This is a genomic window from Nocardia sp. NPDC052316 (assembly GCF_044547795.1).
Lineage (GTDB): Bacteria > Actinomycetota > Actinomycetes > Mycobacteriales > Mycobacteriaceae > Nocardia.
The window spans coordinates 565,536-590,086 of record NZ_JBIUBB010000006.1 but is presented as its reverse complement, the minus strand read 5'-3'; the positions used below and the strand labels follow the sequence as shown (position 1 = coordinate 590,086).

19 protein-coding genes are annotated in these 24,551 nt (G+C 67.1%); 11 read left to right on the top strand and 8 right to left on the bottom strand.

The features are described 5' to 3' along the window. Positions 1-147 precede the first annotated feature (147 nt). The 4 genes from ACIHA7_RS30285 to ACIHA7_RS30270 all read left to right on the top strand — a co-directional run bounded on the left by ACIHA7_RS30285 (position 148) and on the right by ACIHA7_RS30270 (position 3,648). Complete coding sequence (locus ACIHA7_RS30285; RefSeq protein WP_397294310.1) at positions 148-1,335, top strand: hypothetical protein; 1,188 nt, start codon at positions 148-150, stop codon at positions 1,333-1,335. Continuing rightward, the gene (locus tag ACIHA7_RS30280; protein WP_397294309.1) at positions 1,332-2,597 is read left to right on the top strand and encodes a hypothetical protein; all 1,266 of its coding nucleotides are present in this window, start codon (positions 1,332-1,334) and stop codon (positions 2,595-2,597) included. The genes ACIHA7_RS30285 and ACIHA7_RS30280 overlap by 4 nt, the downstream gene beginning before the upstream one ends. A gap of 390 nt (positions 2,598-2,987) precedes the next feature. Beyond that, a complete protein-coding gene (locus ACIHA7_RS30275) occupies positions 2,988-3,305 on the top strand; it encodes a WXG100 family type VII secretion target (RefSeq protein WP_397294308.1) in 318 nt (105 codons plus the stop codon). Positions 3,306-3,345: 40 nt separating this feature from the next. Beyond that, positions 3,346-3,648: a WXG100 family type VII secretion target gene (locus tag ACIHA7_RS30270; RefSeq protein ID WP_397294307.1), complete on the top strand. Its 303-nt coding sequence runs from the start codon at positions 3,346-3,348 to the stop codon at positions 3,646-3,648. A 206-nt stretch (positions 3,649-3,854) separates the two neighbouring features. On the opposite strand, the gene ACIHA7_RS30265 is transcribed toward ACIHA7_RS30270, so the two are convergent. Next, positions 3,855-5,294, bottom strand: a complete 1,440-nt coding sequence (locus ACIHA7_RS30265) for a type VII secretion-associated protein (RefSeq protein ID WP_397294306.1) — start codon at positions 5,292-5,294, stop codon at positions 3,855-3,857. Positions 5,295-5,311: 17 nt separating this feature from the next. Continuing rightward, positions 5,312-9,346 carry a type VII secretion protein EccCa gene (gene eccCa / locus ACIHA7_RS30260; RefSeq protein ID WP_397294305.1) on the bottom strand — a complete coding sequence of 1,345 codons (4,035 nt, stop codon included), beginning with the start codon at positions 9,344-9,346 and terminating at the stop codon, positions 5,312-5,314. A gap of 248 nt (positions 9,347-9,594) precedes the next feature. Here eccCa and eccD point away from each other — a divergent pair, with 248 nt between their 5' ends. From eccD to ACIHA7_RS30245, 3 genes are all read left to right on the top strand, one after another. Further along, positions 9,595-11,061 (top strand): type VII secretion integral membrane protein EccD, encoded by a 1,467-nt coding sequence (eccD, locus tag ACIHA7_RS30255; RefSeq protein ID WP_397294304.1) that lies wholly within the window; start codon positions 9,595-9,597, stop codon positions 11,059-11,061. Further along, complete coding sequence (gene mycP / locus ACIHA7_RS30250; protein WP_397294303.1) at positions 11,058-12,473, top strand: type VII secretion-associated serine protease mycosin; 1,416 nt, start codon at positions 11,058-11,060, stop codon at positions 12,471-12,473. Before eccD ends, mycP begins: the two co-directional genes overlap by 4 nt. A 189-nt stretch (positions 12,474-12,662) precedes the next feature. Further along, positions 12,663-13,463, top strand: coding sequence for a potassium channel family protein (locus ACIHA7_RS30245; protein ID WP_397294302.1), 801 nt, complete (start codon positions 12,663-12,665; stop codon positions 13,461-13,463). Positions 13,464-13,467: 4 nt separating this feature from the next. Here the strand turns inward: ACIHA7_RS30245 and eccB are convergent, their stop codons facing one another. After that, positions 13,468-14,955 carry a type VII secretion protein EccB gene (gene eccB / locus ACIHA7_RS30240; protein WP_397294301.1) on the bottom strand — a complete coding sequence of 496 codons (1,488 nt, stop codon included), beginning with the start codon at positions 14,953-14,955 and terminating at the stop codon, positions 13,468-13,470. 111 nt (positions 14,956-15,066) lie between these two features. Here eccB and eccE point away from each other — a divergent pair, with 111 nt between their 5' ends. Continuing rightward, positions 15,067-16,719, top strand: coding sequence for a type VII secretion protein EccE (gene eccE, locus ACIHA7_RS30235; protein WP_397294300.1), 1,653 nt, complete (start codon positions 15,067-15,069; stop codon positions 16,717-16,719). A gap of 13 nt (positions 16,720-16,732) precedes the next feature. Here eccE and ACIHA7_RS30230 read toward each other — a convergent pair whose 3' ends face one another. Continuing rightward, positions 16,733-17,293, bottom strand: coding sequence for an NADPH-dependent FMN reductase (locus ACIHA7_RS30230; RefSeq protein ID WP_397294299.1), 561 nt, complete (start codon positions 17,291-17,293; stop codon positions 16,733-16,735). A gap of 45 nt (positions 17,294-17,338) precedes the next feature. On the opposite strand from ACIHA7_RS30230, the gene ACIHA7_RS30225 reads away from it, so the two are divergent. Beyond that, positions 17,339-18,172: an NAD(P)H-binding protein gene (locus ACIHA7_RS30225; protein WP_397294298.1), complete on the top strand. Its 834-nt coding sequence runs from the start codon at positions 17,339-17,341 to the stop codon at positions 18,170-18,172. A 125-nt stretch (positions 18,173-18,297) separates the two neighbouring features. Further along, positions 18,298-19,287: a GAF domain-containing protein gene (locus ACIHA7_RS30220; protein ID WP_397294297.1), complete on the top strand. Its 990-nt coding sequence runs from the start codon at positions 18,298-18,300 to the stop codon at positions 19,285-19,287. A gap of 26 nt (positions 19,288-19,313) precedes the next feature. Here ACIHA7_RS30220 and ACIHA7_RS30215 read toward each other — a convergent pair whose 3' ends face one another. Together ACIHA7_RS30215 and ACIHA7_RS30210 are read right to left on the bottom strand one after the other, a co-directional pair. Beyond that, positions 19,314-20,327: an NAD-dependent epimerase/dehydratase family protein gene (locus ACIHA7_RS30215; protein WP_397294296.1), complete on the bottom strand. Its 1,014-nt coding sequence runs from the start codon at positions 20,325-20,327 to the stop codon at positions 19,314-19,316. Positions 20,328-20,360: 33 nt separating this feature from the next. Next, the gene (locus ACIHA7_RS30210; RefSeq protein WP_397294295.1) at positions 20,361-21,170 is read right to left on the bottom strand and encodes an S-methyl-5'-thioadenosine phosphorylase; all 810 of its coding nucleotides are present in this window, start codon (positions 21,168-21,170) and stop codon (positions 20,361-20,363) included. A 271-nt stretch (positions 21,171-21,441) separates the two neighbouring features. On the opposite strand from ACIHA7_RS30210, the gene ACIHA7_RS30205 reads away from it, so the two are divergent. Then, positions 21,442-21,765, top strand: coding sequence for a metal-sensitive transcriptional regulator (locus ACIHA7_RS30205; RefSeq protein ID WP_397294294.1), 324 nt, complete (start codon positions 21,442-21,444; stop codon positions 21,763-21,765). A 164-nt stretch (positions 21,766-21,929) separates the two neighbouring features. Here the strand turns inward: ACIHA7_RS30205 and ACIHA7_RS30200 are convergent, their stop codons facing one another. After that, positions 21,930-22,838 carry a TAXI family TRAP transporter solute-binding subunit gene (locus ACIHA7_RS30200; protein WP_397294563.1) on the bottom strand — a complete coding sequence of 303 codons (909 nt, stop codon included), beginning with the start codon at positions 22,836-22,838 and terminating at the stop codon, positions 21,930-21,932. A gap of 271 nt (positions 22,839-23,109) precedes the next feature. Further along, positions 23,110-24,540, bottom strand: a complete 1,431-nt coding sequence (locus tag ACIHA7_RS30195; protein WP_397294293.1) for a sensor histidine kinase — start codon at positions 24,538-24,540, stop codon at positions 23,110-23,112. Positions 24,541-24,551: the final 11 nt, after the last annotated feature.

Sequence of the window (24,551 nt, the reverse complement as noted above, 5' to 3'; positions counted from 1 at the left end):
CCGCAATGTCGCGGACTCACCGTCCCGGGTGCTATGTTGCCGACTGCGATACGTCGCCGCGCAGGGGTGACCAGCGCACGAACGTATACCCGGGGGGAATCGCTGTTCGTCGACTCGTTCTCCTCTTGCCGGTCGATGGAGGGAACGATGCGGAGATCACTCAGAACGCTGGCAGCCGGAATCGTCGCCATGTCCGTGGGCGCAGCCGGATGCGGGTCGGATTCACCGCCGCCGACACCTGTCGTTGATGTCAGCCAGCTCGACGTCGGTAGCTATGCGACCGCAGCGCGCGAGATCGGTAAACCCGGGCTAGACCGTGCCCGACTGAGCGAAGGTCAGCGCCTAGGCAGTTTTGTTCCGTTGCCGATGGACATCGACCCTCGGTTCAGTCACCAGCTCATTTCCGACGTCAGCACGACACGGGGATTCATCGAAGCCGTCTATAAGCTAGAACTTTCCGACGAGAACTTCCGAGCTGCTACACCCGGCTTCACGGCAGGCTTCTATAGTCTCGGGTACTCCGACAGCGATGTATTGATCGCGACAGCTCTCGAGAACACCGTAATGTTGTTCTCCGACACGCAATCCGCGATTCGAGCAGCTGCAGCTCTCGCACCCGCCGTCGCTGCGAGAAACGGCTTGAGTGATGCGGTGAGCCTCGGCAGGCATCAAGACGCTCTCGCGTTCTGGAAACCGGGAACGCAGAAGCTTCAGGCACTCCAGGCAAGCGGACAGTACGTCATCTACACAAAAATCACGGACCACGCCAAGATCACGCTCGACATCACCGACCTACCCGCCATGGTCGCGCTCGCGGAGCACAGCCTCGACACGGTGGCTGCCAAGCTGCGCGAGTTCCGCCCGACGCCGTCGGAGAGGCTGACGGACACCCCGTTGGATCAAGACGGCATGCTCGGCCGTTCACTTCCCCGGCCGAATGAAGACGGTTGGCGCAATCCTCCTGGTCTCTACGACCGCGCCGGCGCGCTCCATATGAGCAATGACCCCGTGCGGGACAAGAAGCTCTTCGAGGAAGCCGGGGTCGATTGGATGGCGAACAACGCCGGACGCCTGTATCGCGCAGAGGATTCCAAAGGTGCGCAGCTTATCCGAGACAGCCACAGCGCACTGAACAAGATCAGACGCCGAATCGATTCGCCGAAGAATCTTCCCGATGCGCGCTGTGACGAGTTCCGCGGGAAAGATTCGCTCGTCGCCAGGTTTCATTGCGTAGCTTCTTATGACCGGTACACCGCAGAGGTGTGGTCGGACCAGCTGATTGATGTGCACCAGAGGATCTCGGCGCAATACGCGATTCTCACGAAGGCGAAGTGAGCAGCATGGCCAAAAGACACATGTGGCACATCGCCGCCGCCGCGCTGGTCGTCGTCGCAGGGTGTGCCGCCCCGACGACCGGGGCACCACAGCCGGGAGAGATTGACGTCCGAACCCTCGACATCGGTCCCTATTCCGCGGAACCGCTGGACTCCTACGACGAATACCTGCACTCGTTACGCCACGGAACCTCGCTGGCCATCTCGCGCCTGGCCAACCATGTGGCGACCGGAATTGATATCGATAGCAAGCTGCGCTACGGCACCGGTGTGCAGGAAATCACCAAGCCCGACGATGTCAAGAATGTCCTGGCGGAACAGAATGTACCGGTCGCGGCTCGGAACAAGATGTTGTTCGGATTCGCTTCCGGTAGTAGCGATTTCCGGCCGGAGCCCCACGTCGCCGTGCCGCCGGAATCTACGCTCACCACCGTGACGGTCATGCAGTTTCCAGACTCCGAATCCGCAGAACGGGCCGCAGCCGAATTCGAAGAGGTTGATTTCTCTGTGGCTTCGGACCAGAACGAGCGTGTACAGCTCGCGAAGTACCCGGTGGCCCGTTCTCATTGGCGTCCCGGAACTCCGACGATCGGTTCGGTCATCAGCCACGGAAACTATGTGGTCAGTACATTCATCTCCACATCAAAGCCGGACCTGGCCGACCTGACCTCGCTTGTCGAGAAGGTTTATACAGCACAACTGCCGATGCTCGACACTCTCGCGCCACTGTCAGCCGAACAGACCCTGCGATTGGACCTCGACCCCGACGGCGTAATCCGCCGAGTCCTGAACCCGGGCAAGCTCGCGGTTCCCAGTGTCGGCAGCCTCGCAACCTATGAACTGCAAGGATTTCTACACTGGCAGACAGACCGCGCAGCGGCGAAGAATCTCTACGCCCCCGGCGAACGTTTCGCCTTCTCGGGCGCCTACTCGCCGTCAACGAACAGTTACACCAGAGGAATCGCCCAAAGCTTCGGCAAGGGTATCGACCGGTTTTTGGACGGAGCGATCCTGATCCGAACGCGGGATATCGACGCAGCCCAGGCGCTTTGGTCGACGATCCTCGACGCACCGGATACCCGCCAGGCGCCGCCCATGGTGCCGGACAGCAAATGCGCCGAGCTGCCGACCGACAGATACGTAAAAGACTGGGTTTGTGCCGTTCGGTACCGCAACTACGTCGGCTATGTCTGGAGCACTCAACTGCAAGACAGCCAGCAGCGGGCAGCGGCTCAGTACGCTCTGCTCGCCAACAGCCAGTAGCACCTGGCCGCGCGCCACACCGCCGCACTTTCCTTACCGATACACCCACGATCTGCTGTAGCGGGAGCCATAGTGGTTGGGTAAGGTACAACCAGCCAGCCCACTCGCCAATCAAGACATCAGCGAGCAGGGGGAAGGAGGGGAGCCGAGCGCTGGCGCTGCAAGCATGCCAAGTCGACAACGTCCGTAGCCTGACGAGCGGCCCATACGCGGCCCCGCCAGCACGGGTGAGCAGGTCGAAGGACGCTGGGGTCTGGTCTCCGTTGGGGGAGATCCAAACTTTCTCGAGTCGGATGGAACCGATCAGACCTGCGGAGCGTCCAATCAGATGTACAGGCCAACTGGGGGCTCATGCCGTTGGCCGAGACGGGAAACCGAGAAGGAGCCGAAATGGCAGGACAGCTCTCAGCGGACAAAATCCTCATCGATAAGTTCGCACAAAACGCCAGGGATCGCCACGCTGAGCTGGTGAAGGCGATTCAGATGCTGGACACGAAGTCGGATGAAACCACCCGGACCTGGCAAGGCCAGGCCCGTGCGGCGTTCGATGCGCTGATGGACAACTACTTCGCCCAGGCGCGCAAGCTGAACGACACGCTGGACCAGACTGCGGACAGTCTGTCCAAGGCCGGTCATTCCTTCGCGGCCCAGGACGAGCAGTTTGCCCAGCAGGTGGCACAGCAGGCCTCCAGCCTGAACCTCCCCTGATCGCTCAGCCGAACCACCAGATACCAAGGAGAAGCTCCAGATGGTAGCAAACGACCCAAGCACAATTTCCTCGAACTTCGGCGCGGTCGAGGCTGGCGCTCAGTCCATCGTGGCCGAAGCTCGGAACATCACGGCCATGCTCGAGGACTTCCACAAGCAGGTCACCGACTTCGTGACCAACCACTGGAAGGGTGACGCCAACGACGCGTTCGCCCAGCTCCAGACGCAGTGGAACCAGAACGTCACCCAGCTGAACGCCACGCTGGAGACCGCCGGTCGGGCTGTCAGCACCGGTAACACCGATCTGCAGGCCACCGACACCAGCCTCGCAGGCCTTTTCTGAGATCCTGTCTCGGCCAATTCGGGCCCCCGGCAAGCTTTTTGCCGGGGGCCCGAATTATGTGAACCCCGCGTTCGTTTGTCTGCCGCGCACAATTCACTCGGCTTCCATACGCCACCGGCAGGTGTTGCGCGGCGGCCAGTAGCCGATGATTACGCAGACCCTCTACTAGCCGAGTGTCCCCTGCTAAGTGTGCTACGCACCAGAATTCACGGAATTACACGGACCGAACTACCGAAGTTCTCACAAGTAGTCGACAACGCCTGCCAATTGTTGTCCGCATATTGGCAGCCGATACTGACCTGGATTCCGTACTCCACCAGCACATGCCAGCGGACAGTAGAACCGTCACCGGGCCGTTCGGTATAGGCAAGCGTGGAGCGTCCTCCGTAAACGACATCGCGTTTCAGCTCGGACATGACCCCGGCGGGCCGTTGCTTCATCTGCATCTCGAGTCGCGCCGCAACCTGCTCATAGCTCGACCCCGGAGCAACCGGCGTTTGCGTCACTGTGACACGTAGCCGGGCACCATCGTCTGGGGATAATTCGACCCGGGACCTGCCGCTGGCATCGGGCGCCGAGGCCATGTGCCAACCATCCGGAACCTGAAAACGGATGCGCCCATACGTTTCCGGCCCGACGGCAGCAGTGCTGCTGGGCGGGTCGACGGTGCTGCTGGGCACCGATTCGCTGCTGGGCGCTGAAGTGCCCGGAGCGGCAGTCGGACCGTCGTCGGGTCCATTCAGCAGGACAACCCCGCCGACAATAGCGGCACCGACAACGACGATCGCAGCGACCGCCGCGCCCACATAACCGAGCCCGTTACGCCGCGGCTGTTGCGCCGCAGCACGTTCACGCAGCGGCTGCATCCATTCGGACTGCGGCAGCGCGGTCGGCAACTCCGGTTGCTGGATCGGCTCGGTCTGCTGACCGCGGACCAGATCCGGCCCGGCCAGCGCTCGCAGCGCGACACCCGTTCCGCAGCGCTGCTGCACGGCCGCGCGAAGCACGTCGAGTTTCGCCGCATCGGTGACACCGACCGACTGCGCCAGATCGGCGGGCTGACCATCGAGCAACCGGTCGAGCAGCGCGCACAGGGTGGTGAAACCGCTCGATTCCGGGAGTATCTCGGCGAGCGCGAGAGTTGGCGCGTGCTCACACGATTCGACGTGCACTCCCTGATGGCTGCGGATCACCGTGCTGGCCGTGGTGGTGAGCGCACCGAATTCCAGCACCAGCGTGCGACGGCTGTGGCTGGTGCCCTCGTCCGCCGCGACGGCCCGCGCCGCCATCTCCTCGAACACCACGTCCGTGGTGAACCGCCGAGCCGCCTGGTCGAGCACGGAACGACGCGACGCACCCCATTCCGTCGGGCAGATCACCATGATCCGCTCGCACGGCGCGCTGACGCGCAGGTTCTCCAGCACGGCGCCGAACACCGCGACCAGCCCGTCGACCACGGACGGGACGCGCGGCAGCAACGCGACGGCCTCGGCGGGCACGTACTGCACCACGGAGCTCACCTGGGTCGGCGGGGTCAGCGACTCACCGACCACCAGGTCGAAACCGTTGCTGCCCAACACGATCGACGGCGCGAGGTCCCAGTGCGTCGTCGCGCCACGCGCCCAGACGCGCGTGTCGGTGACCACCAGCTCGACGGTAGCCATCAGGTTTGCGGCGGCATCCAGGCCGTTTGGATCAGGCCCTCGGTGTTCCGAGTGACGTATGTGCCACGGCCCGGCGGCATCGGGCTCGGCCGCGTCGTTCCCATCAGCACACCCTCGTCCCGGCTGCAGCTCATGATCAGGCCGGCCGACCCGAGGTCCTTCATCCTGGCCAGCGTGGCCTCGAACATGGCCCGGCCCGCGCCGCCGGAGCGCCGCGCGATGATCAGGTGGAAGCCGAGGTCACGGGCGTGCGGAAGGTGTTCCACCAACGCCTGGACCGGGTTACCGCTGGACGTGGCCACCAGGTCGTAGTCGTCGACGATGACGTACAGTTCGGGCCCGCTCCACCATGAGCGGTCCTTCAGCTGCTGCGGCGTCACATCGGGACCCGGCGTCCGGTTGCTGACGTAGGCGGCGAGATCCGCCATGTTCTGGGTGAATTGAGGTGCGGTCGAGCCGTAGCCGGCGAGGTAACCCTCCGGCACCGTGCCGAGCATCGAGCGCCGGTAGTCGCCCATGATGATCCGCGCCTGATCCGGGGTATTCGATGCGGCGATGCCCTCGATGATCGAGCGCAGCAGCGTTGTCTTTCCCGACTCGGTATCGCCGATGATGATGAAGTGCGGGCTCACCGTGAAGTCGAGGTAGACCGGGGCCAGCTCGGCTTCGTTGATACCGATCGGGATTCGCATGCACTTGACCGACCGGTCGACCTGTGACGGCCAGTCGCCCGCGAGGTAGAGCAGTTGCTCGCGCGGCAGCTCCTCGGGCAGCATGCGCACCGGCGGGGCCGGGCGGCCCGGGGTCAGGCGGGCGATGGTCGAGACCGCCTCGCCGACGGCCTGGCCGATATCGGCCGGGTCCGAGCTGCCATCAACGCGCGGCAGCGCAGTCAGCATGTGCAAGCAGTCCGGCGTCATGCCGCGGCCGGGACGGGCCTGCGGAACCATCGAGGCGAATTTGCGGCCGAGGTCGGAATCCATCGGATCGCCGAGGCGCAGTTCGATTCTGGTGGCGATCTGGTCCTTCAGCGCCGGCCGCGCCTCTCGCCAACCGGCCAGCGCGATGACGATGTGCACGCCATACGACAGGCCCTGCACCGCCAGATTCATGATCACCTGTTCGAGCATCTCGAAGTCCTGGCGGATCGAGCCGAAGCCGTCGATCACCAGGAACACATCGCCGAACGGATCCTCGTGCGCGCCGGTCGCGGCCGGGCTGCTGGACGGATCCATCGCGCGCAGCCTGCGGAACTCGGTCATCGACTCGATGCCGAGCTGCCGGAACCGGGCCTCGCGCTGGCGCACGATGGTGGTCATCTCGGCGACGGTGCGCCGGACCTGGTCCGCGTCCAATCGGCTTGCCACAGAACCGACATGGGGCAGGCCCTGCAGACTCATCAGCGTGCCGCCGCCGAAGTCGAGGCAGTAGAACTGCACCTGCTCGGCGGTGTGCGTCAACGACATGGCCATGATCAGCGTGCGCAGCGCGGTCGACTTACCGGACTGCGGGCCACCGACGACGGCGACGTTGCCGCGCGCACCGGACAGGTCGACCACCAGCGGATCGCGCCGCTGGTCGTACGGCCGGTCGACGATGCCGATCGGCGCGCGCAGGGTGGCCACCGCGGAGTATTCGCCGGTCAAGATGGAGCGCGGGATCAGCTGGTCCAACGTGGGTGCCTCGTCCAGCGGCGGCAGCCAGATCTCGTGCGCGGGGCGGCCGTGGCCGTTGATCCGCGAGACCAGCATGTGCACGTTGGAGACCTGCTCGCCGTCCTCGGTCTGCTGGTCGGCGGCGCTGGGCTCGGCAGGCAGCGGAACCCGGTCCACCGCACGGAAATCCACGTGGGTGGCGGTGAATGGCCGTGCCTTGATGTCGATTTCGCCGGACTGGGTGGCGACGGTGATGTCGCGCTGCGAACCGCCGCCGACGTAGGGGCCGGAGACGTAGGACGCCTGGAAGCGCACGATCTCACCGGAGTCCGACTTCAGGTAGCCGCCACCGGGATTGTTCGGCAGGTTGTAGGCGTCGGGGACGCCGAGCACCTGACGGGATTCGTTGGCGGAGAAGGTCTTCAAGCCGATCCGGTAGGACAGGTGACTTTCCAGGCCCTTCAGCTTGCCCTCTTCGAGGCGCTGCGAGGCGAGCAGCAGGTGTACGTGCAGCGAGCGGCCGAGCCGGCCGATCATCACGAACAGCTCCGCGAAATCCGGGTGCTGGGTGAGCAGTTCGGAGAACTCGTCGAGCACCACGAACAGCGCGGGCAGCGGATCCAGGTCGGCGCCCGCCGCGCGGGCCTTCTCGTACTCGGAGACGTTGGCGAAGTTGCCCGCGGCGCGCAGCACCTCCTGGCGGCGGTTCATCTCACCGGCCAGCGCGTCCTTCATGCGGTCGACGAGGTCGGCTTCTTCTTCCAGGTTGGTGATGACGGCCGCGACGTGCGGCACGCTGTCGAGTCCGAGGAAGGTCGCGCCACCCTTGAAGTCGACGAGCACCAGGTTGAGCTGGTCCGGCGAGTGGGTGGCGAGCAGGCTGAGCACCAGCGTGCGCAGGAACTCCGACTTACCGGAACCGGTGGCGCCGATGCACAAGCCGTGCGGGCCCATACCGTTCTCGGCGGCTTCCTTGATATCGAGTTCGACCGGCAGGCCGTCGGCGCCGACGCCGAACGGCACCCGCAGCCGCTCCCTGCCGTAGCGCGGCCGCCAGGCATGTTCGGGGTTGAACGAGCCGATGTCGCCGAGGCCCATCAGCTGACTCCAGGTCGAAATGACCTCGGAGTCATCGGTTTCCACGTCACTGCTGCGCTGGGTCGCCGCCCGGTACGGGGCGAGCCTGCGGGCCACCTGCTGGGCCTGCTGTGGGCTGATCCGGTCGATCAGCGCGAAGCGCTCCTGGTTACCGGTCGCGCCGCGGCCGACGCACTCGCCGTTCTCCACGATCATCTTGATGCCGCGCGAGACCGCCAACCGCGGTGCGTACCCGCACAGATCGATGATGGTGACGCCCTCGTAGCCGGATTCGCGCAGCTGATCTTCCTCGGCCTCCAGCAGGCCACCATCCACGATGATGACGATGTGCACCATGTTCGCGTTGGCAGGCTGATTACGCGAGTAGCGGACCCGGTTGCCGAGCAGCGGCTGCAGCCCGGCCATCGCCTCCCGGATCGAGCCGTAGAACATGCGCTGGGTGCCGATGCCGTCCTGCGCGTCGGGGTGCTGGGTGTGCGGGAGCCACTTGGTCCACTCCCATTCCCGCGCGGTGTCCGGACCGCAGACCACCGCGACGAGCACCTGGTCCGGGGCCTGGAACATGCACAGCTGCAACAACATCGCCCGGGTCATGTCCCTGGCCTCGACCCGGTCGCCGTCCAGCGCGATGGTCGCGAAACCCTTGACGGCGATCGCGGTGGGCAGATCGGGCACGGTCGAGTGCGCGCGCACGAAGCGGCGCAGCGAGACGGCGGCGATCGGCTCCAGCTCTTCGACCGGTCCGGTCTCCGGCGCGACCAGTCGGGTCGCCAGCCGCTGACCGCCGACGCCGATGCGGGCGTGGCAGAAGTCTTTGTCGCCTGCCCGGCGCTCCCACATCCGGCTGGTGCCCGCGAGCATCCAGATCAGGCCGGGCTCGGGGTGGCTCCACTCGACCGAGGCGCGCTGCTGGGTGGCCGTGTTGTCCACGTCCCGGCGCACCTGGTCGAGGTAGCGCAGATAGTCCTTGCGGTCCTCGTTCGCCTCGGCGGCCTTGGCCCCCTTGCCGCCGCCCTGGCCTGCGAACATGCCGACCATCGAGAACATCATCATGAGCGGGAACATCATGCTCATCGGGTTCGATCCGATGCCGCCGCCCTGGGTGAACAGCAGCGCCATCATGCCGACCATGCCGATGATCATCACGACCGGCATCAGCTTCATCAGCAGATTGCCGGGGGTAACCCGGGGAATCTCGGGGGGCGGCTGCAGCGTCACCTCGCCGCCGGGCGAGCGCGGCATCTCCCGGCGCGCGCGGCGCTGGAACCGGACGGTACTCATTCCCGCACCTCGCTACCGCTCGGCACCGGAGTGCGCACCGCGCGCTGGCACATGATTCGGACGCGACGCTCCCTCATGGTGCGAGAATCCCCCTCCTCGACTGCTGTGATTCCGGCTCAGTGTAGAGGCACCAGCGGACATGTCGTACAGTTCGACCAGCATTCTGCTGCCCGAAACGTGGGTTCGCAAACTCGACGTCGGCTCTCGAGTTTGCGAAAATACGAGGTAGAAGACGAGTTGGGGGAAGCTTGACGCACGCGCGACTTGACCACATCGATGAAAACTCCGCGCACGGCATCGTGCGCGCACCAGATCTCGCCCGGGTGACCATTCTCGCCAAACACACCCAGGTAGATATGGCGATCCCGGTCGACGTGCCCGTTGCCCTGGTGATCCCGAGCGTCGTCGACATGGTCGCACAACACAGCCGCAGCAACGACTTCGACAACGAGGGCGAGCGCTTCGAGCCTGCCGAGTGGGTGCTCGCCCGAATCGGTCATCCTCCCTTCTCCAATTCGCTGAGCCTCGGCGAGCACGGTGTCCGCGACGGCGAGTTGCTCATGCTGGAGAGCGCTTCGCACACCGCGCCGACGCCGCTGTTCGACGACATCATGTACAACGTCGCGATCGCCGACACCGACCATTACCGCAGCTGGACCCCGAAGGTCGCGCGGATCACCGGTTCGGTACTCGCCGCGCTCACCATGCTCGTCGGCTGTCTCGGCCTGCTGCTCTCCCCCGATGCCCTGCCCTCCTGGGTCAGCGGTTCGGTCGCGCTCGCCGTCGCGATCCTGCTCGTCATCGCATCCATGGTGCTCAGCCGCATGTACGGCGACACCTCGACCGCACTGGTGCTCGGCGGCTGCGCGCTGCCGCCCGCGTTGGCCGCGGGCCTGCTCTACGTACCCGACCACTACGGCTGGCCGCACATCCTGCTCGGAGCCGTATTGTTCGGCGCCACCGCGGTTTTGGCCTGGCGGGTCAGCGGCGTGGGACTCGCACTGTTCATCGGCGCGGCCACCCTCGCGATCTACGCGGTACCCGCCGCCCTGGTCGGGATGCTCACCGCGCAGCCGGAACGCGCGATCGGCGCGGGTGCCGCCGCCCTCGGACTCGCCGGTCTCGCCCTCGCACCGCGGATCTCCATGCTGCTGGCCAAACTGCCACTGCCACCGGTCCCTTCGCCCGGCACCCCGATCGACCCGACCGAAGACGACCCCGACGATCACCGCGCCCTGCCCACCATGGAAGCACTGCGGGCGAAGTCCGAGCGCGCCCGCATGTACCTGGCCGGCCTGGTCGCCGCCACCACCCTGGTCACCGTCGTCGGCGCGCTCGCCAGCACCGACCATGAGTCGGAGAGCCCGTACTGGCAAGGCATCGCGCTCGCCCTGGTCTGCGCGGTGGTTCTGATGTTCCGCAGCCGCACCTACGCGGGTGCCGAACAGGCCGTCGTGCTCATCGCGGGCGGCGCGGGCATCGTGCTGATCATGTTGGTAGGCGCCGGTTTCGCGATGGACCAGCCCCTCGCGGTCTTCGGCGCCGCCATGGTCATCCTCATCGCAGCCCTGATCCTCGGCATCATCATCCCGAACCAGTCGGCCACCCCGCCCATGCGCCGCGGCGTCGAACTCCTCGAATACGCCTTCGTAGCCGCCGTCCTCCCCCTGGTCTTCTGGGTGGCCAGCCTCTACTCCCTCGTCCGCGGGCTGTGAACCGGATCCTGCGCGCCGGCGCGGCAGCGGCGGTGCTTTCACTGAGTGTCTCGTTCGGGGTGGGAGCGAGTCAGGGTGTGGCACTTGCTGATCGGCCGCCGCCGGTCAATCCGGCATTGCTGCCGCCGGGTGACCCGGCACGGCCGCCGGAAAAGACCGAGCAAAAGTCCAACACCCCGTGCGTGAGCACCCAGCAAGGCGGAGAAGGCCTCGCCACTCCCGCACCTCAGCTGGCGCTCGATCTTCCACGCGCCTGGGAATTCTCCCGGGGCGCGGGGCAACTGGTTGCGGTTATCGACACCGGCGTTTCGCGTCATCCACGCCTACCCGACCTGGATGCCGGTGGCGACTACGTAGCCGAAGGTGGTGACGGAACCAGCGATTGCGATGGGCACGGCACCGTTGTCGCCGGCATAATCGGCGCGAAACAGGTTGAAGGCCAAGGGTTTTCCGGCGTAGCACCCGAGGCCAAGATTCTGACGATCCGGCAGACCAGCAAAGTGTTCCAGCGCGAGGGCCGGTCCGGCGAACAGCGACCCGAGGATCAACCTGACGGCTACGGCGATATCAACGCGCTGGCCTCCGCGGTCCGCCGAGCAGCGGACTGGGGCGCGACGGTAATCAACATCTCGCTGGTCCTGTGCACCGAGGGTTCCTACAATCCCGCCGATGGACCGCTGGGCGCCGCACTGCGGTACGCCACGCTCGAGCGCAACTCCGTCATCGTGGTCGCGGCCGGTAACAAGGAACAACGATGCAATGCAAGCAATCCCGGGATCGATCCGCTCAACCCGAGCGGTGACCTGTGGAAGAACCTGAGCACCAACGTCACCCCCGCTCGCTACGACGACTATGTCCTCACCGTCGGCTCCATCGACCGTAATGGGCAACCATCGACTTTCAGTGTGCCCGGACCGTGGGTAGGTGTGGCGGCGCCCGGTGAGGACATCGTGTCCCTCGATGCCCGCGGCACCGGCACCATCAACGGTTTCGTCAATCCACAAGGCGGTGTCACACCGCTCAAAGGCACCAGTTTTGCTGCGCCGTACGTCGCCGGCGTCGTCGCGCTCGTGCGCGCCCGCTTTCCCGAGCTGACCGCGTTGGAAGTAATCAAACGCATCCAAGCCACCGCGCACGCCCCCGCGGAGGGATGGAACCCGTACGTCGGTTACGGCGCCGTCGACCCGGTAGCCGCGCTGACCAACGAGGTCCCGGCTACCCTGCCGCCGAAGCAGCCGACCAGCCCCCGCAGTATCCAACTCGCGGTTCCCGCCCCCGCACCACCGCCGGACCACCGAGCCCGCAATATCGCCCTGATCGGCAGCGCAACCGTCGCGATCCTGCTCACGCTCGGCATGCTCGCGTCCTTCCCGATCCGGCGGCGTTTCGGCGTCACCGGCGACGATATGTAACAGAAGGGGCTTGCCCGGGACCGAGCACAGCGAAGCCGCCGACAGCGGCCGCGAACACGGCGGCCGATGCGATCGCCGCCGAAGCGCGACTCGCGGGTTCGACCGAACATCGGCTGCGGGGCATGTAGCGTCTGCACAGCGAATCGCGGTACATAAGGTGCCGGATACGAATCAACGCAGGTAGTTCCCATGCAGCAGCAAAAACAAGCAGCCGACGGCACGCCCGATACCCGGGAGTTGAGCCGCCGAGAGGCGTGGGAGCAGGCCACCGGCGTGCCGATGATGATGCTCGCCGTGCTCTTTCTCGCGATTTACGCCTGGTACGTGCTCGATACCGGCGCCTCACCAGAGCTGGATGCTTGGCTCAGCCGCATCGACATAGCCATCTGGGCACTGTTCGCGATCGACTTCGTGACTCGGTTCGCCTTGTCCACGCGACGTTGGGAGTTCCTGCGCTCCCATCCCGTGGAGTTACTGATCGTGCTGATCCCGCCGTTTCGCCCACTCCGGTTGGTCCGCGCCGCGGTGCTGGTGCTGGGGACGCTGAACCGGCAATCACTGAGCCATCGGGCTCGCCTGTCGGTGTTCGTCGGAACCAGTTCGATACTGGTGCTCTTCCTGTGCAGCCTGGCCTTCTTCGACGCCGAATACGGCGCGGAGGGCAGCAAGGTGCTGAGTTTCGGTGACGCGCTGTGGTGGTCGGCGGTCTCGGTCACCACGGTCGGCTACGGCGACGTCTACCCGGTCACCGTGGAAGGCAGACTGATCTCCCTGGTGCTGATGACCTTCGGCATCGGCCTGATCTCGTTCGCCATCGGCACCACGACCAGCTGGGTTGTCGATCAGCTCAAGACGGTCGAGGAGACCGCCGACCGCACCGATCGGGAGATCGGCGCGCTGGTCGAGGAGATCCGTTCGTTGCGCGCCGAGGTCGCCGCATTGCAGGACAACTCCGGGAACTCGAAGACCGTTGTCGCGGACGGCCGTTAGCCGATTACTTGGCGGCGACGGGTTGCTTGGCCGGGCTCGGATCCGGGGCGATACCGTCATGGGCGACCATGGCTTCTTCGCGGCCCATGGTCGGTCCGCCGGCGAGCAGACCCACGATCGGCCATGGCGCGGGTTCCGGCGTCACGCCCGATTCCGGGTCCATACCAAGCGCTTTCACCGCATCGTTGTTCTTGATGCCGTAGCGGACACCGGTGTCGGACACATAGAACATGCTGTCCTTGCGGCGGCTGTCCGGTTCGATGCCGGTGGTTTGGACGAAGGCACCCGAGCCTGGCTTGAAGTACACCGAGTCGACGTTGTCCCCCTTGCCGTCGGCCTGGGCGAGCGGCACCAGCTTGGCGCTGCTCGACATCGGCAGGTCGCTGGCGTCGATCACCGACAGCGTGGCGCGTACGGCGACGTCGGCGTTGCCCGCCGCGCCGGGGATCGGCTTCCACGACAGGCAACTGACCGGGCGAGAGTTGGCCTGGACGATCGTCGGCGCGGCAGCGGGATAGGAGTCCACCTTCAGCGCCTTCGACGTGCGTGCGTGGTTCGCCTCGAAGTCGCCGATTGTCGTGTTGTGGTCCGGGTTCGGCTGTGAGCTGCGGACAATTTCGGCGGTCAGCGGATTGATCTGCTGCAGTCCGTCGCGCAGGATCACGTAATTCTGCTCAGCTTTCCCTGCGAGTTGAACTACGGTGCCGATCTTCAGATTGTTGATCGAGTATCCGTCGGGCTGCCCACCCGGATCATCGATCTTCGGCGGCACGATCGGATTCACTTCGGGAATGGAGTTCAGCAGCCCTTCGCTGATGGGTCGCGGCGTCGCGCCGCGGATCTTCAGCGGACCGGTGACGGACGGGTCGTTCATGTCGACCCTGGCGCGCGTCTTGTTCCACACGAGGTAGGTGGCGTTCTTCCCCTTGACCAGCAGGGCTTTGTCGTTGCCCATTTCCGCTGCTTTATCGCCGAGCTCGAGATCACCGATCAACACCGAAGTGCTGCGGTCGTCACTGCCGTCCGCTTTCAACGAATCACACACCGTCCACGTCCGCCCTTTGCCCGCCTTGTCGAAATTCAAGGCACCGGGCGCACCTGGTATACCGATCAGCTGCCCGCGCGGCTTCTTACCGAGTTCGGAATCCTTGACGATCGCGGGCTTCGACGCGTCACCGGCGGCCAGCCGGGCCGAGGCCAGATTGAGGGTGGGGTACACGACTCCGTCCAGCTGCACGTAGACGCCGCCGGACTCCTTGGCGATCAGGATCTTGCTGTTGTCGATCTTGGCTTGCGGTCGCAGCAGTGCGAGGACACCGCAACCGGCCAGTACGACGATCGCCAAAACGAGCCCCGCCGCGTAAGCCCGCGACTGCGAGCGCATCGGGTCGTGCAGCATCCGCACGTCCCGGCGGACCAGCGCATGCTCCATCCGGCGAACCAGAAAGCGGTAGCCGCTCACCTGCCACCGAGTGGTGGGTTTTGAAGGCATTATTCCTCCCCCGAACAGTGCTCACATTCGCGCAACACAGTACAGTTCCCGAGGACTCTTGTTCAGCTCGCCCACTATTATGGGCCGACACCGGGTACTTGGGGGACGACGATGGCGGAACCTGCCGGGGCGGGACCACGGCCGCTCCTTGGCCGAATCTCGCTGCAGAATCTGTTGGTTGCGCAGGTGATCGGCTTCATCGCGGGGGCGGTTGCGTTGATTGCCGGCCTGCAACCGTTGATTGCCCTGGGGGTGGGCATCGTCGTCGCGCTGATTCCGCTGATCCCGATCGCCAAGCGCACCGTGCTCGACTGGATCGCGACCTGGTGGCGTTACCTCACCAAGCGGGACTACACGATCGGCCAGACCGTCGACTTCCGCGGCGCCGACGGCCGCTCGCTCGGGCTGTACTGGGACGGCAGCCGGGTCGTGACGGTCGTGGAGGTGCTCGCCCCTCCCGGCGGCCTGACCAGGATCGCCCGCAACACCGTGCACGCCTCGCACCTCCTACCGCTGCCGGAACTGGCGAAATGCCTGAATCAGCACGACATCCTGCTCAGTGGCATCGACATCGTCAGCCACGGACACCGCAGCCGGTCCGGCACCCCGGCAGGCAAGATCTACGAATCGCTGCTCGGGCCACTGCCCGCGACCGCGCATCGCACCGTCTGGTTGGCGATCAGCTTCGACGCGGTCGCCTGCCCGGAGGCGGCGGCCCGCCGTGGTGGCGGCGCGGAGGGCGCGTCGCGCGCGGTCACCATCGCGACCCAGCGCATCATGCGCACGCTCGAAGACGCCGACTGCAACGCCCGCATCCTGACCGCACCGGAAATCCGCAAGGCGGTCCTGCAGATCACCGGCGGTTTCGACCCGCGCACCCTCGAACATCGTTGGCGCTACGCCGAAATCGGCAACAGCGTGAACATCGGCATGGCCGTCGACCCGAAGCGGCTCGGCTCGGACCTGCTCGCCCAGCTCTGGGTGGCGCCCTCGCGCGGCACCACGGTGGCGGTGCGGCTGCGGCCGGGTAGCTCGGCGGAGTCGGTGAGCATCGGCGCCGCGTGGCGGCTCACCGCACGGGAGCTGCCGGAGCGCCACAAACTCGCGGGCATGGTGTCGATGAACGGCAGGCATCGCGACGGTCTGCTCGCACACCTGCCGCTCGCCGTGCCCGGCGTGGACGCCACCGTTCCGATGAGCGAATACCCGATCGACGTGATCGACGCGCTGCACCTGCCGTCCTCGGGCTGCGGTCAGCTGATCGGTTCCGACGACGAAGGCAACGGCGTCGCGGTCCGCATCGTCGGCGCGGGCATCTCGACTGTCTACGTGGCCGGGGAGCTCTATCTCGCACAGCAATTGGTGTTCCGCGCGCTCGCGGTCGGCGAACGCATCCTGATCCGCACCGACCGGGCACACGCCTGGGAGAACCTGGTCACCACCATCGGCAACCCCGAGCGACTGACCCTCGCGGTCGAAACCCACCAGTCCGACGCGGGTTTCACCGCGACCGTGGTGGACGGTGTCCTCGCGCCCGCCCCGCACGCGGGTGTCACCACGATCTACGTCACCGGCGACCCGATGGGCTGGCCTGCCACCCGCCCCGACCTGTCCATCCACCAGCCCGCGGCGATCGGCAACCACGTCATCCTGCGCACCGGCACCGCACAGGTCGACCTCACCTTGGTCTCCATCCCTCGCGAAGCCACCTACATCGGCCACCCGCGCGGGCGGCGCGGCGCACCGGTCGGTGCCACCGGCTGACGCCGCACAACGATCAGCCCGGGTAGGGGTCGACGTTCCGCGCCACCCGCAAAGTCCTTGCCCACCAGGACAACTGGCGCAGCATACGGGCGGCGGCGTCGATGGCGGCACCGTCCTCGGTTTCGCCCGCAGCGTCGAATTGCTTCTTCGCCTGGTGGAAGCTGACGGTTTCGCGGATCGAGACCATGTGGATCTCGGCCACCACCTGACGCAACTGCTCCACCGCGCGCAGGCCGCCGGAGAGTCCGCCGTAGGAGACGAACCCGATCGGCTTGGCGCGCCATTCGTGTTTCGCACTGTCGAAAGCGGTCTTCAGGGCGGCCGGGTACCCGTGGTTGTACTCGGAGGTGATCGCGACGAAGGCGTCTGCGGCGGCCAGCCTGGCCCGGAAGTCCGCGACCTCGGGGGTCTCGGTGAGTTCGGTCGGCAGCGGGGTGTCCGCGAGATCTATGACGCCCGTGTCGAACTCTTCATGCGCGCGTAATGTGCGCAGGAACCAGTCGGCGACCACCGGAGCGAACCGCTCCGGACGCACGCTGGCCACGATGACCTCTAGCCGCAACGGAGTGTCCATCGCGTGAGCTTAACGCGCGCGGGGCGGGCCGAAAGGAAGAAGAAAATGATCTTGGTAACCGGCGCAACCGGAAACATCGGTGGCGAGGTCGTGCGGGCGCTGAGCGAGTCCGGCACGCCGGTGCGCGCGCTGGTGCGCGATCCGGCGACGGCCACGCTGCCCGCCGGTGTCGAGGCAGTCACCGGCGATCTGAACCGGCCGGAGACCATGGTCGACGCCCTCGACGAGGTGCGTGCGCTGTTCCTGCTGCCCGGTTACGACAACCAGAACGACCTGCTCGACCGCGCGAAAAAGGCCGGGGTGCAACGGATCGTGCTGCTGTCGAGTGCGTCGGCGGCGCTGCAGGATATGGACAACGCCGTCTCCCGCTATATGACGCTGTCCGAGCGGGCGGTGCGCGAATCCGAACTGGCGTGGACCTTCCTGCGGCCGCGCTCGTTCATGTCGAACGCGCTGCGCTGGCTGCCACAGCTCGCGGCCGGTGACGTGGTGCGGGTGCAGTTCCCCGAGGTCCGGTTCGGGGCGATCGACCCTGCCGACATCGCCGCCGTCGCCGCGCTGGCGCTCACCGGCGACGACCTCGACGGCCGGACTCTCGAACTGACGGGCCCGCAGGCATTGCTGCCCGCCGACCAAATCGCCATCCTCGCCGCGACTTTGGACCGGCCGCTGGTCGCCCAGGGGCTGAGCACCGAGGAGACCAGGGCGGAACTCACCGTGACCATGCCGCAGCACTATGTCGAGGCCTTCCTGAGCTTCTTCGCCGACGGCACCCTGGACGAGGCGACGCTGCACCCCACAGTGCAGGAGGTCACCGGACGCGCGCCACGCACCTTCGAACAGTGGGCGCGGGCGCACGCCGCCGCCTTCGCGGGCTGAGGCGGGTAAGCGGACCCTGTCCACGGTCGGCCTCGACGAGTCAGGCACGATATGCACTGGCTATCAGCCTGACCGTGGCATAGGGTTCGACTCGGGAGGGGGGATTTGTGATACTCGGGCGCTGGTTGCTCATCGAAACGCTCGGACACGTCGATACCTGGTCGCTGCTCGCGGTCGGCACGGCGCCCCGGGAATGGAAGTCGTTCCAGCGCGCCGTTTCCACCCGACTACAGCCCCTCATCGCCACCGCCTACACCACCGGCACGGTCATCGATCAGCAACTGCCGCAGTCCCGGCACGACTGGTCGGGCCAGCGCATCGTGGTGCTGCCGCTGCACGGGCCCGACGAGCGGGTACACGCCGTCCGACTGTGGGTGGGCACGGGCGATCCGCCACCGCCGGTCGGCGTCGCCGCGTTCGGGGTCGACGCGCGAGCCCGGCGGATCGAGGCCCTCCCCTACGACCTCGGACCGCATTTCGAAGACGGCCGCATCGTGTGGATCGGGGCCGAATCCTTCGAGCTGATCGAACGTTTCGACGGCGCACTCGATCTCGTGGCCACGCTGGCCAGATCCACGCCCGGCGACCGGTGGCTCGACACGGCGACCGTGCGCGCGCGGACCGGCCCACGCACACTGCTGCTCGCCGCTCGCAACCCTGACGAGAACCGGTACCGCTGGCTGGGTCTCGCCGTCGATGTCACCGATAGTGTTGCGCCCCAGCGCAAATCGTTCGAGGCCGCGACCCTGGATCTGCTGCGCGGCGCACAGCCGAACCTGTACCTCGCCATCGTCGACCTGGCCCAGGTGCGGCTGATCCGCTGGGTCACCGAGCCGGTGCCCGGGTTGCGCTGGGGTCGCGGCACCGACGAGCGCACCGTGCCACACCCCGCCGACCGGGACCGAATAGTCCGCGCCCGCAACGACATCCGCTCCGGCGCCGAGCGGGTGACGCTGGCGGCGGTGCGGATGGCCACCGATACCGGCGACTGGCTCGTCGCCGACCTGGAGGCCTCGCCGCTGCCCGGCGGAACGACGGGCGCGCCGGCCCCCGAGTTCGCCCTGGTCCAGCTGGAGATCATCGAACCCGCAACGGAGGAACCGGTCAGCCACTGATCCACCGCCGACAACCCGGTGAACCGTCAGCCTGCCACGGCCTTCGCCGGCGCGGCCACGAACTCGGCCAACCCTTGCTGCGGTGCTACTACCGCACTGAAACCCAATGTCCGCCTGGCCCGTTCGGGATCGGCGACGAAATGACGGACGTCGCCGATCCGGTATTGACCGGTCACCACCGGCGCAGGACCACCACACGCCTTGGCCATGATCGAGGCGACCTCCCACAGCGTGATCGGCCGCCCGGACGCGATATTCAGCGGCACGAAACCGGGCAACGCCCGCTCGACCGCCGCGAGCACGGCCACCGCGGCGTCGCGCACATGCACGAAATCCCGGACCTGCCCGCCGTCTTCGAACACATGCGGCGCCCGTCCCGCATCGAGCGCGGCCCGCACCTGCCCGACCATCCCGGCCCGCGCGCCTACACCGTAGACCTGATGCATCCGCAGCGCGGTCACCGCGCCGCCGACCTGCAAGCCCCAAGCGAAGGCGTAGTTTTCCTGCGCCACTTTGCTCGCGCCGTAACTCCCCCGCGGGCGCAGCGGTGCGTCCTCAGCCACCGGCTCCCAGGTCAGCACGTCGCCGGTGCGCGGAGCGCGATGGTCGAACATGCCCCGATCCAGATCCGCCCGCCTGCGCAGCCCTGGGAAGAACGGCCCGCCGCGCACACTGCGGTAGCGCCCCTCGCCGTACACGGAGATCGAGGACGCGAGCACCAGGCGCCGCACCTTCGCCCGCTCCATGGCGCCGAGTAGCGCGGCGGTGCCCAGATCGTTGTGTGTCGCGAAGTCGGCCGGACCGGCGCCCGCGGTGACCGCGGCGAGATGGCAGACGACGTCGATGCCCGCGAGCAGCGGCGCGAGCGCGTCGGCGTCGCGCACATCGACTCGCGATACTCCGTCGGGCGGCTCCGCGTCCGAGCCGTGCACGGTGTCGAGCATCAGATCGACGCCGACTACTTCATGACCCGCGGAAGACACGGCCTTGCACACGTGTGTTCCGAGGAAACCGGCCGCGCCGGTGACCAGCACTCTCATTCACCGCACCCTTGTTCGGCACCCCCGCATGGGTCAGGGTAACTCGAACGGGAGCGACACTCCGGTATGAACGCGGCACCGATCGCAGGTGTCGGTCTCGGTGACCGCGGCCACCGAGCGGCGGATCAAGTCTTTGAACGGCACCAGATTGCGCTTGAACTCGGCGAAGACATCGACCGCGTGCACGCCGGCGCCCTCCTCCAGGCCCGCATCCAGGTCGGTCACCAAAGCGACTGCGGCGTAGCACATCTCGAGTTCGCGGGCGAGCACCGCCTCGGGGTGCCCGGTCATGTTCACCAGGTCCCAGCCCTGCCCGGCGAACCAGCGGCTCTCCGCCCTGGTGGAGAACCGGGGGCCCTGCACGACGACCATCGTGCCCGCGCCCTTCATCGGCAGCACATCGTCGGCGGACTTGATCGTCGCGGTACGGAGTTCGTCGCAGTACGGGTCGGCGAACGAGACGTGCACACCACCACCGTCGAAATAGGTCTGCGGACGACCGGAGGTCCGGTCCACCAGTTGGTCCGGCACCGCGACCGTGCCCGGACCCCAGTCCCCGCGCAGGCTGCCCACGGCGCACGGCGCGAACACCCTCCGCACCCCGAGCGAACGCAACGCCCACATGTTCGCCTGGTAGGGCAGGGTGTGCGGCGCGAACTCGTGACTCTTGCCGTGCCGCGGCAGGAATGCGACCGGCCGACCCTGCACCTCACCGACCGCGATCGGCGCGCTCGGCGCCCCGTACGGAGTTTCTACCTCGACGCGCGTTGCCTCGTTGTCGAAGAAATCGTAGAAGCCGCTGCCGCCGATGACGGCGAGCGCGGGCCTGGCATGCGAACTCATGCCCCGATTCTCCCGTCCCCGGGGCGTCCGCCGATCAACGGGTACCGCAACGCTGAGCGCACGCCAGGTAGAGCCTTGTCGGTGTACTCGACAATGATGGCGGGCGGGGTGCTCGTAGCCGGTGGCACCGCGCCGACTCGGGCCGGAGCGCCAGCTCGGCCGCGTGACGCCGCGGAACAGGCGCTGACCTGACAAGTCGGGCGTAGAAATGTACCCTAGGGGGGTATTAATCCCGGTTCGACCGTAGACCGGCAGCCAGCGAGGAGACATGGTGACATCCAGCCCCCAGGACCACGCCGCGCACGATCATGCCGCGCACGGGTACATCACCGCGAAAGACGACTACCTCAAGCGATTGCGCCGGATCGAAGGCCAGTCGCGCGGACTGCAACGGATGGTGGAGGAGGAGAAGTACTGCATCGACATCCTCACCCAGGTGTCGGCGATGACCAAGGCACTGCAGGCGGTGGCGATGGGGCTGCTCGAGGATCACATCAGCCACTGCGTGGTCGATGCCGCGGTGGCGGGCGGTCCGGAGGCGGAGGCCAAGATCAAAGAGGCCACCGACGCCATCGCTCGGCTGGTCCGGTCCTGAGCGCCGCTCGCTGAACCGCAGGCCGGCCCGGCCGACGGCTGCCACCGTGCCATCACCTCGAACAGCCGCACACGCTGTGACAGACGCACGCGTGTTGGTGCCGCAAGTCGTTGCGCGGGAAAGCAGAAGGCGTGCGGCTGAGTGCGGTGTCAAGCCGCCGGAGGCTAGCCGTGCCAGCGGCGGTACACGTCGGCGGCGCCGGGGTGCAGTGGGACCGGCGCGGTGCCGATGAGGGAACGACCATCCAGGAACTGAGTGCCCGCCGCTTCGGTGGGCACCAGCGAATCGGCCTGGTACACCAGGAGTTCGACGATCGACGCGGCGACCTCCTCGGGCATGGACGCGGCGGCGAGCAGTAGGTTCGCCACTCCGATGGTGTGCACGGCGACACCCCCGGGGTAGGCGTCGGCGGGGATCTCCACCCGGTCGTACACCGGGCCGAATCGCTCCCGCATCGGCACAGCGAGGTCCCCCATGTCGACAAGCCGCATCCGCGCGGGGATTTCGAGCACGCTCGTCGGCACGCCACCCGCCCACAGCAACGCGTCCAGCTCCCCCGCTGCCAGCTCCGCCATCGCCGCCCGCAGCGGGCGATGCGAAACCTGCACGTCCACTTCGGGATTCAGCCCCGCTACCCGCAGGATCCGGTCTCCGGTCAATGCCGCCCCTGACCCGTCGGCGCCTAGATTCACCCGGGTGCCACGCAACTGCGCGACGCTGCCGATCGCACTGTCCGACCGCACCACTAGCTGCAGATAGTTCTCGTACACCCGGCCGAGCGCCAACACCCGATCCGTTGTATCCCCCACCGAATCCGACAGTGCCAGCGCCACATCCACCTGCCCGCGCGCCAGCATCGCCAAGTTCTCCTGCGACCCCGAGGTGGTCACCCGCTCGATCCGCACGTCACCTTGCTGAGCCGCGGCGGCGGCGAGCAGTCCCGTGAACGCGTAATAGAACCCGCCGACCTCACCGGAGGCCAACCGCACGACCGGCCCGCCCCCGCTCGGCCCGCACCCCGCGATGCTCGCCACGGCCACGCCGGTCAGCGCGAGAAATCCCCGCCGCCCCATCGTCACCACGGCGCCACCGCCGGCCGAGTTCGGTACTCGCCCGCCGGGCCGAGCACCGGCCGCCAGTTCCAGCGTTCAGTTGAGCGCGGTCCGCCGAAAGCATTGGAATACAGACTGCGACGCCTGCCAGACAGCGCATCGAACATCACCCGCGTCCACCTCTTCCAGCGCTCGGCCATGTGCGCTCGATGACTATCAGCCGAAGGCGGGCGACGAGGCCGTTCGAATTCCACACCGAACGTGTTCTCCAGCAACCAGTTCCATTGCACTCTCATGGCCGCTCCGCAGCCGGCAGCCGGAGGTGGACGGCAAGGCCGTGCGGGTGGGCCGTCTCGACGGTGAGCGTCCCACCGCGGGCTTGCGCGAGGGCGGCGGCGATGGGCAGGCCGAGGCCGGAGCCGCCGCTGACGGCCGTCGAGCCGCGGAAGAAGCGGGTGGTGAGCCGGTCGATCTCGTCGGCGGGCACACCTGCACCGTCGTCATGGACGGTGAGGGTGACCCAGCCGGGTTCGCCCGCCACGGTCACCGTGGTCCGTGCGCCGGATCCCGCGTAGCGGCACGAATTGCTCAGTGGCACATCGAGAATCTGGGCGAGCGTGTCGGCGGAGACCGCGACGTCGGCGTGCTCGCTCGACGGTCCGATTCGCAGTTCCCGCCCCGCCGCGTCGTAGGCCGAACACCACGCGTCGAAGCGATCGGCGACCACCTGGACCGCGTCGCAATGGTTGTCCTCCGCCCCGAGCCGAGCCGCGTCGAAGGCGGCGGGTGTTTCGGCGACCGCGAGGGTGAGCAGACCGTCGAGCAGTGCGGTCAGCCGCTCGACCTCGGCCGCGGCGCTGCGAAAGGTGTTCGCCGCGTTGTCCGGTATCGCGGGCTCCAGCGAGTCGAGTCGAATCGTCAACGCGGCCAGCGGGTTCCGCATGGCGTGCGCGGTGTCGGCCACCAGCTGGCGCTGCGCGTCCACCGAATCGGCGACGGCCAACGCCATGGCGTCGAAAGATTCCGCGACAGCACGCATCTCGGGTGGGCCGCCGTGGTGCGTAGCGATCGATGCCGGACGCTCGGCGGCAACCGGCTCGGTGCGCGGCTTGGGCAGCGTCGCGGTGAGATCGGCGACGGCGTGCGAGAGCGCGCCGAGCGGTCGCAGCACCCAGCGGCTCAAAGTCAGTGCGAGCAAGGTGAACAGCGCCATCGCGATCACACCACCGAGCACGATCAACGCCCAGGTGCGCGCGATGTCGGCGCGGGCCCGCGCGGTGGACGCCTGGATCACCACGGCCCCGCTCACCTGCACCCCGGTGCCGACCGGGCGCGCGATCAGCATGGTCGGCGCACCCCACGGGGTCAGCTGAGCCACCGCGTGCGGACGTTGATTGCGCCGCGCCGCCGCCACGGCGGCACCGATCTCCGGGTCGTCGATGTCCGCGCCGCCGTTGGCGGTCGTCGCCCCTTTCGCGTCGACCACCAGCACGTTTTCGCCGTACAGCTCGTGATAGCGACCGACCTCGTCGGACAGTGCCCGACTGTCCCCGGTCGCCGAGGCGGCTGCGGCGAGATTCGCGAACCGATCGGCGTCGCCGGAGCGGGCGAGCACCAGCTGCTGGGTCCGGCTGGTGGCCACCGTCAACGACAGCGGCACGGCGAACGCCAGCACCGCGATCGCGGCGAACACGGTCAGCGCGATGAGTAGGCGGCGCCGCATGGCCTGCCCCC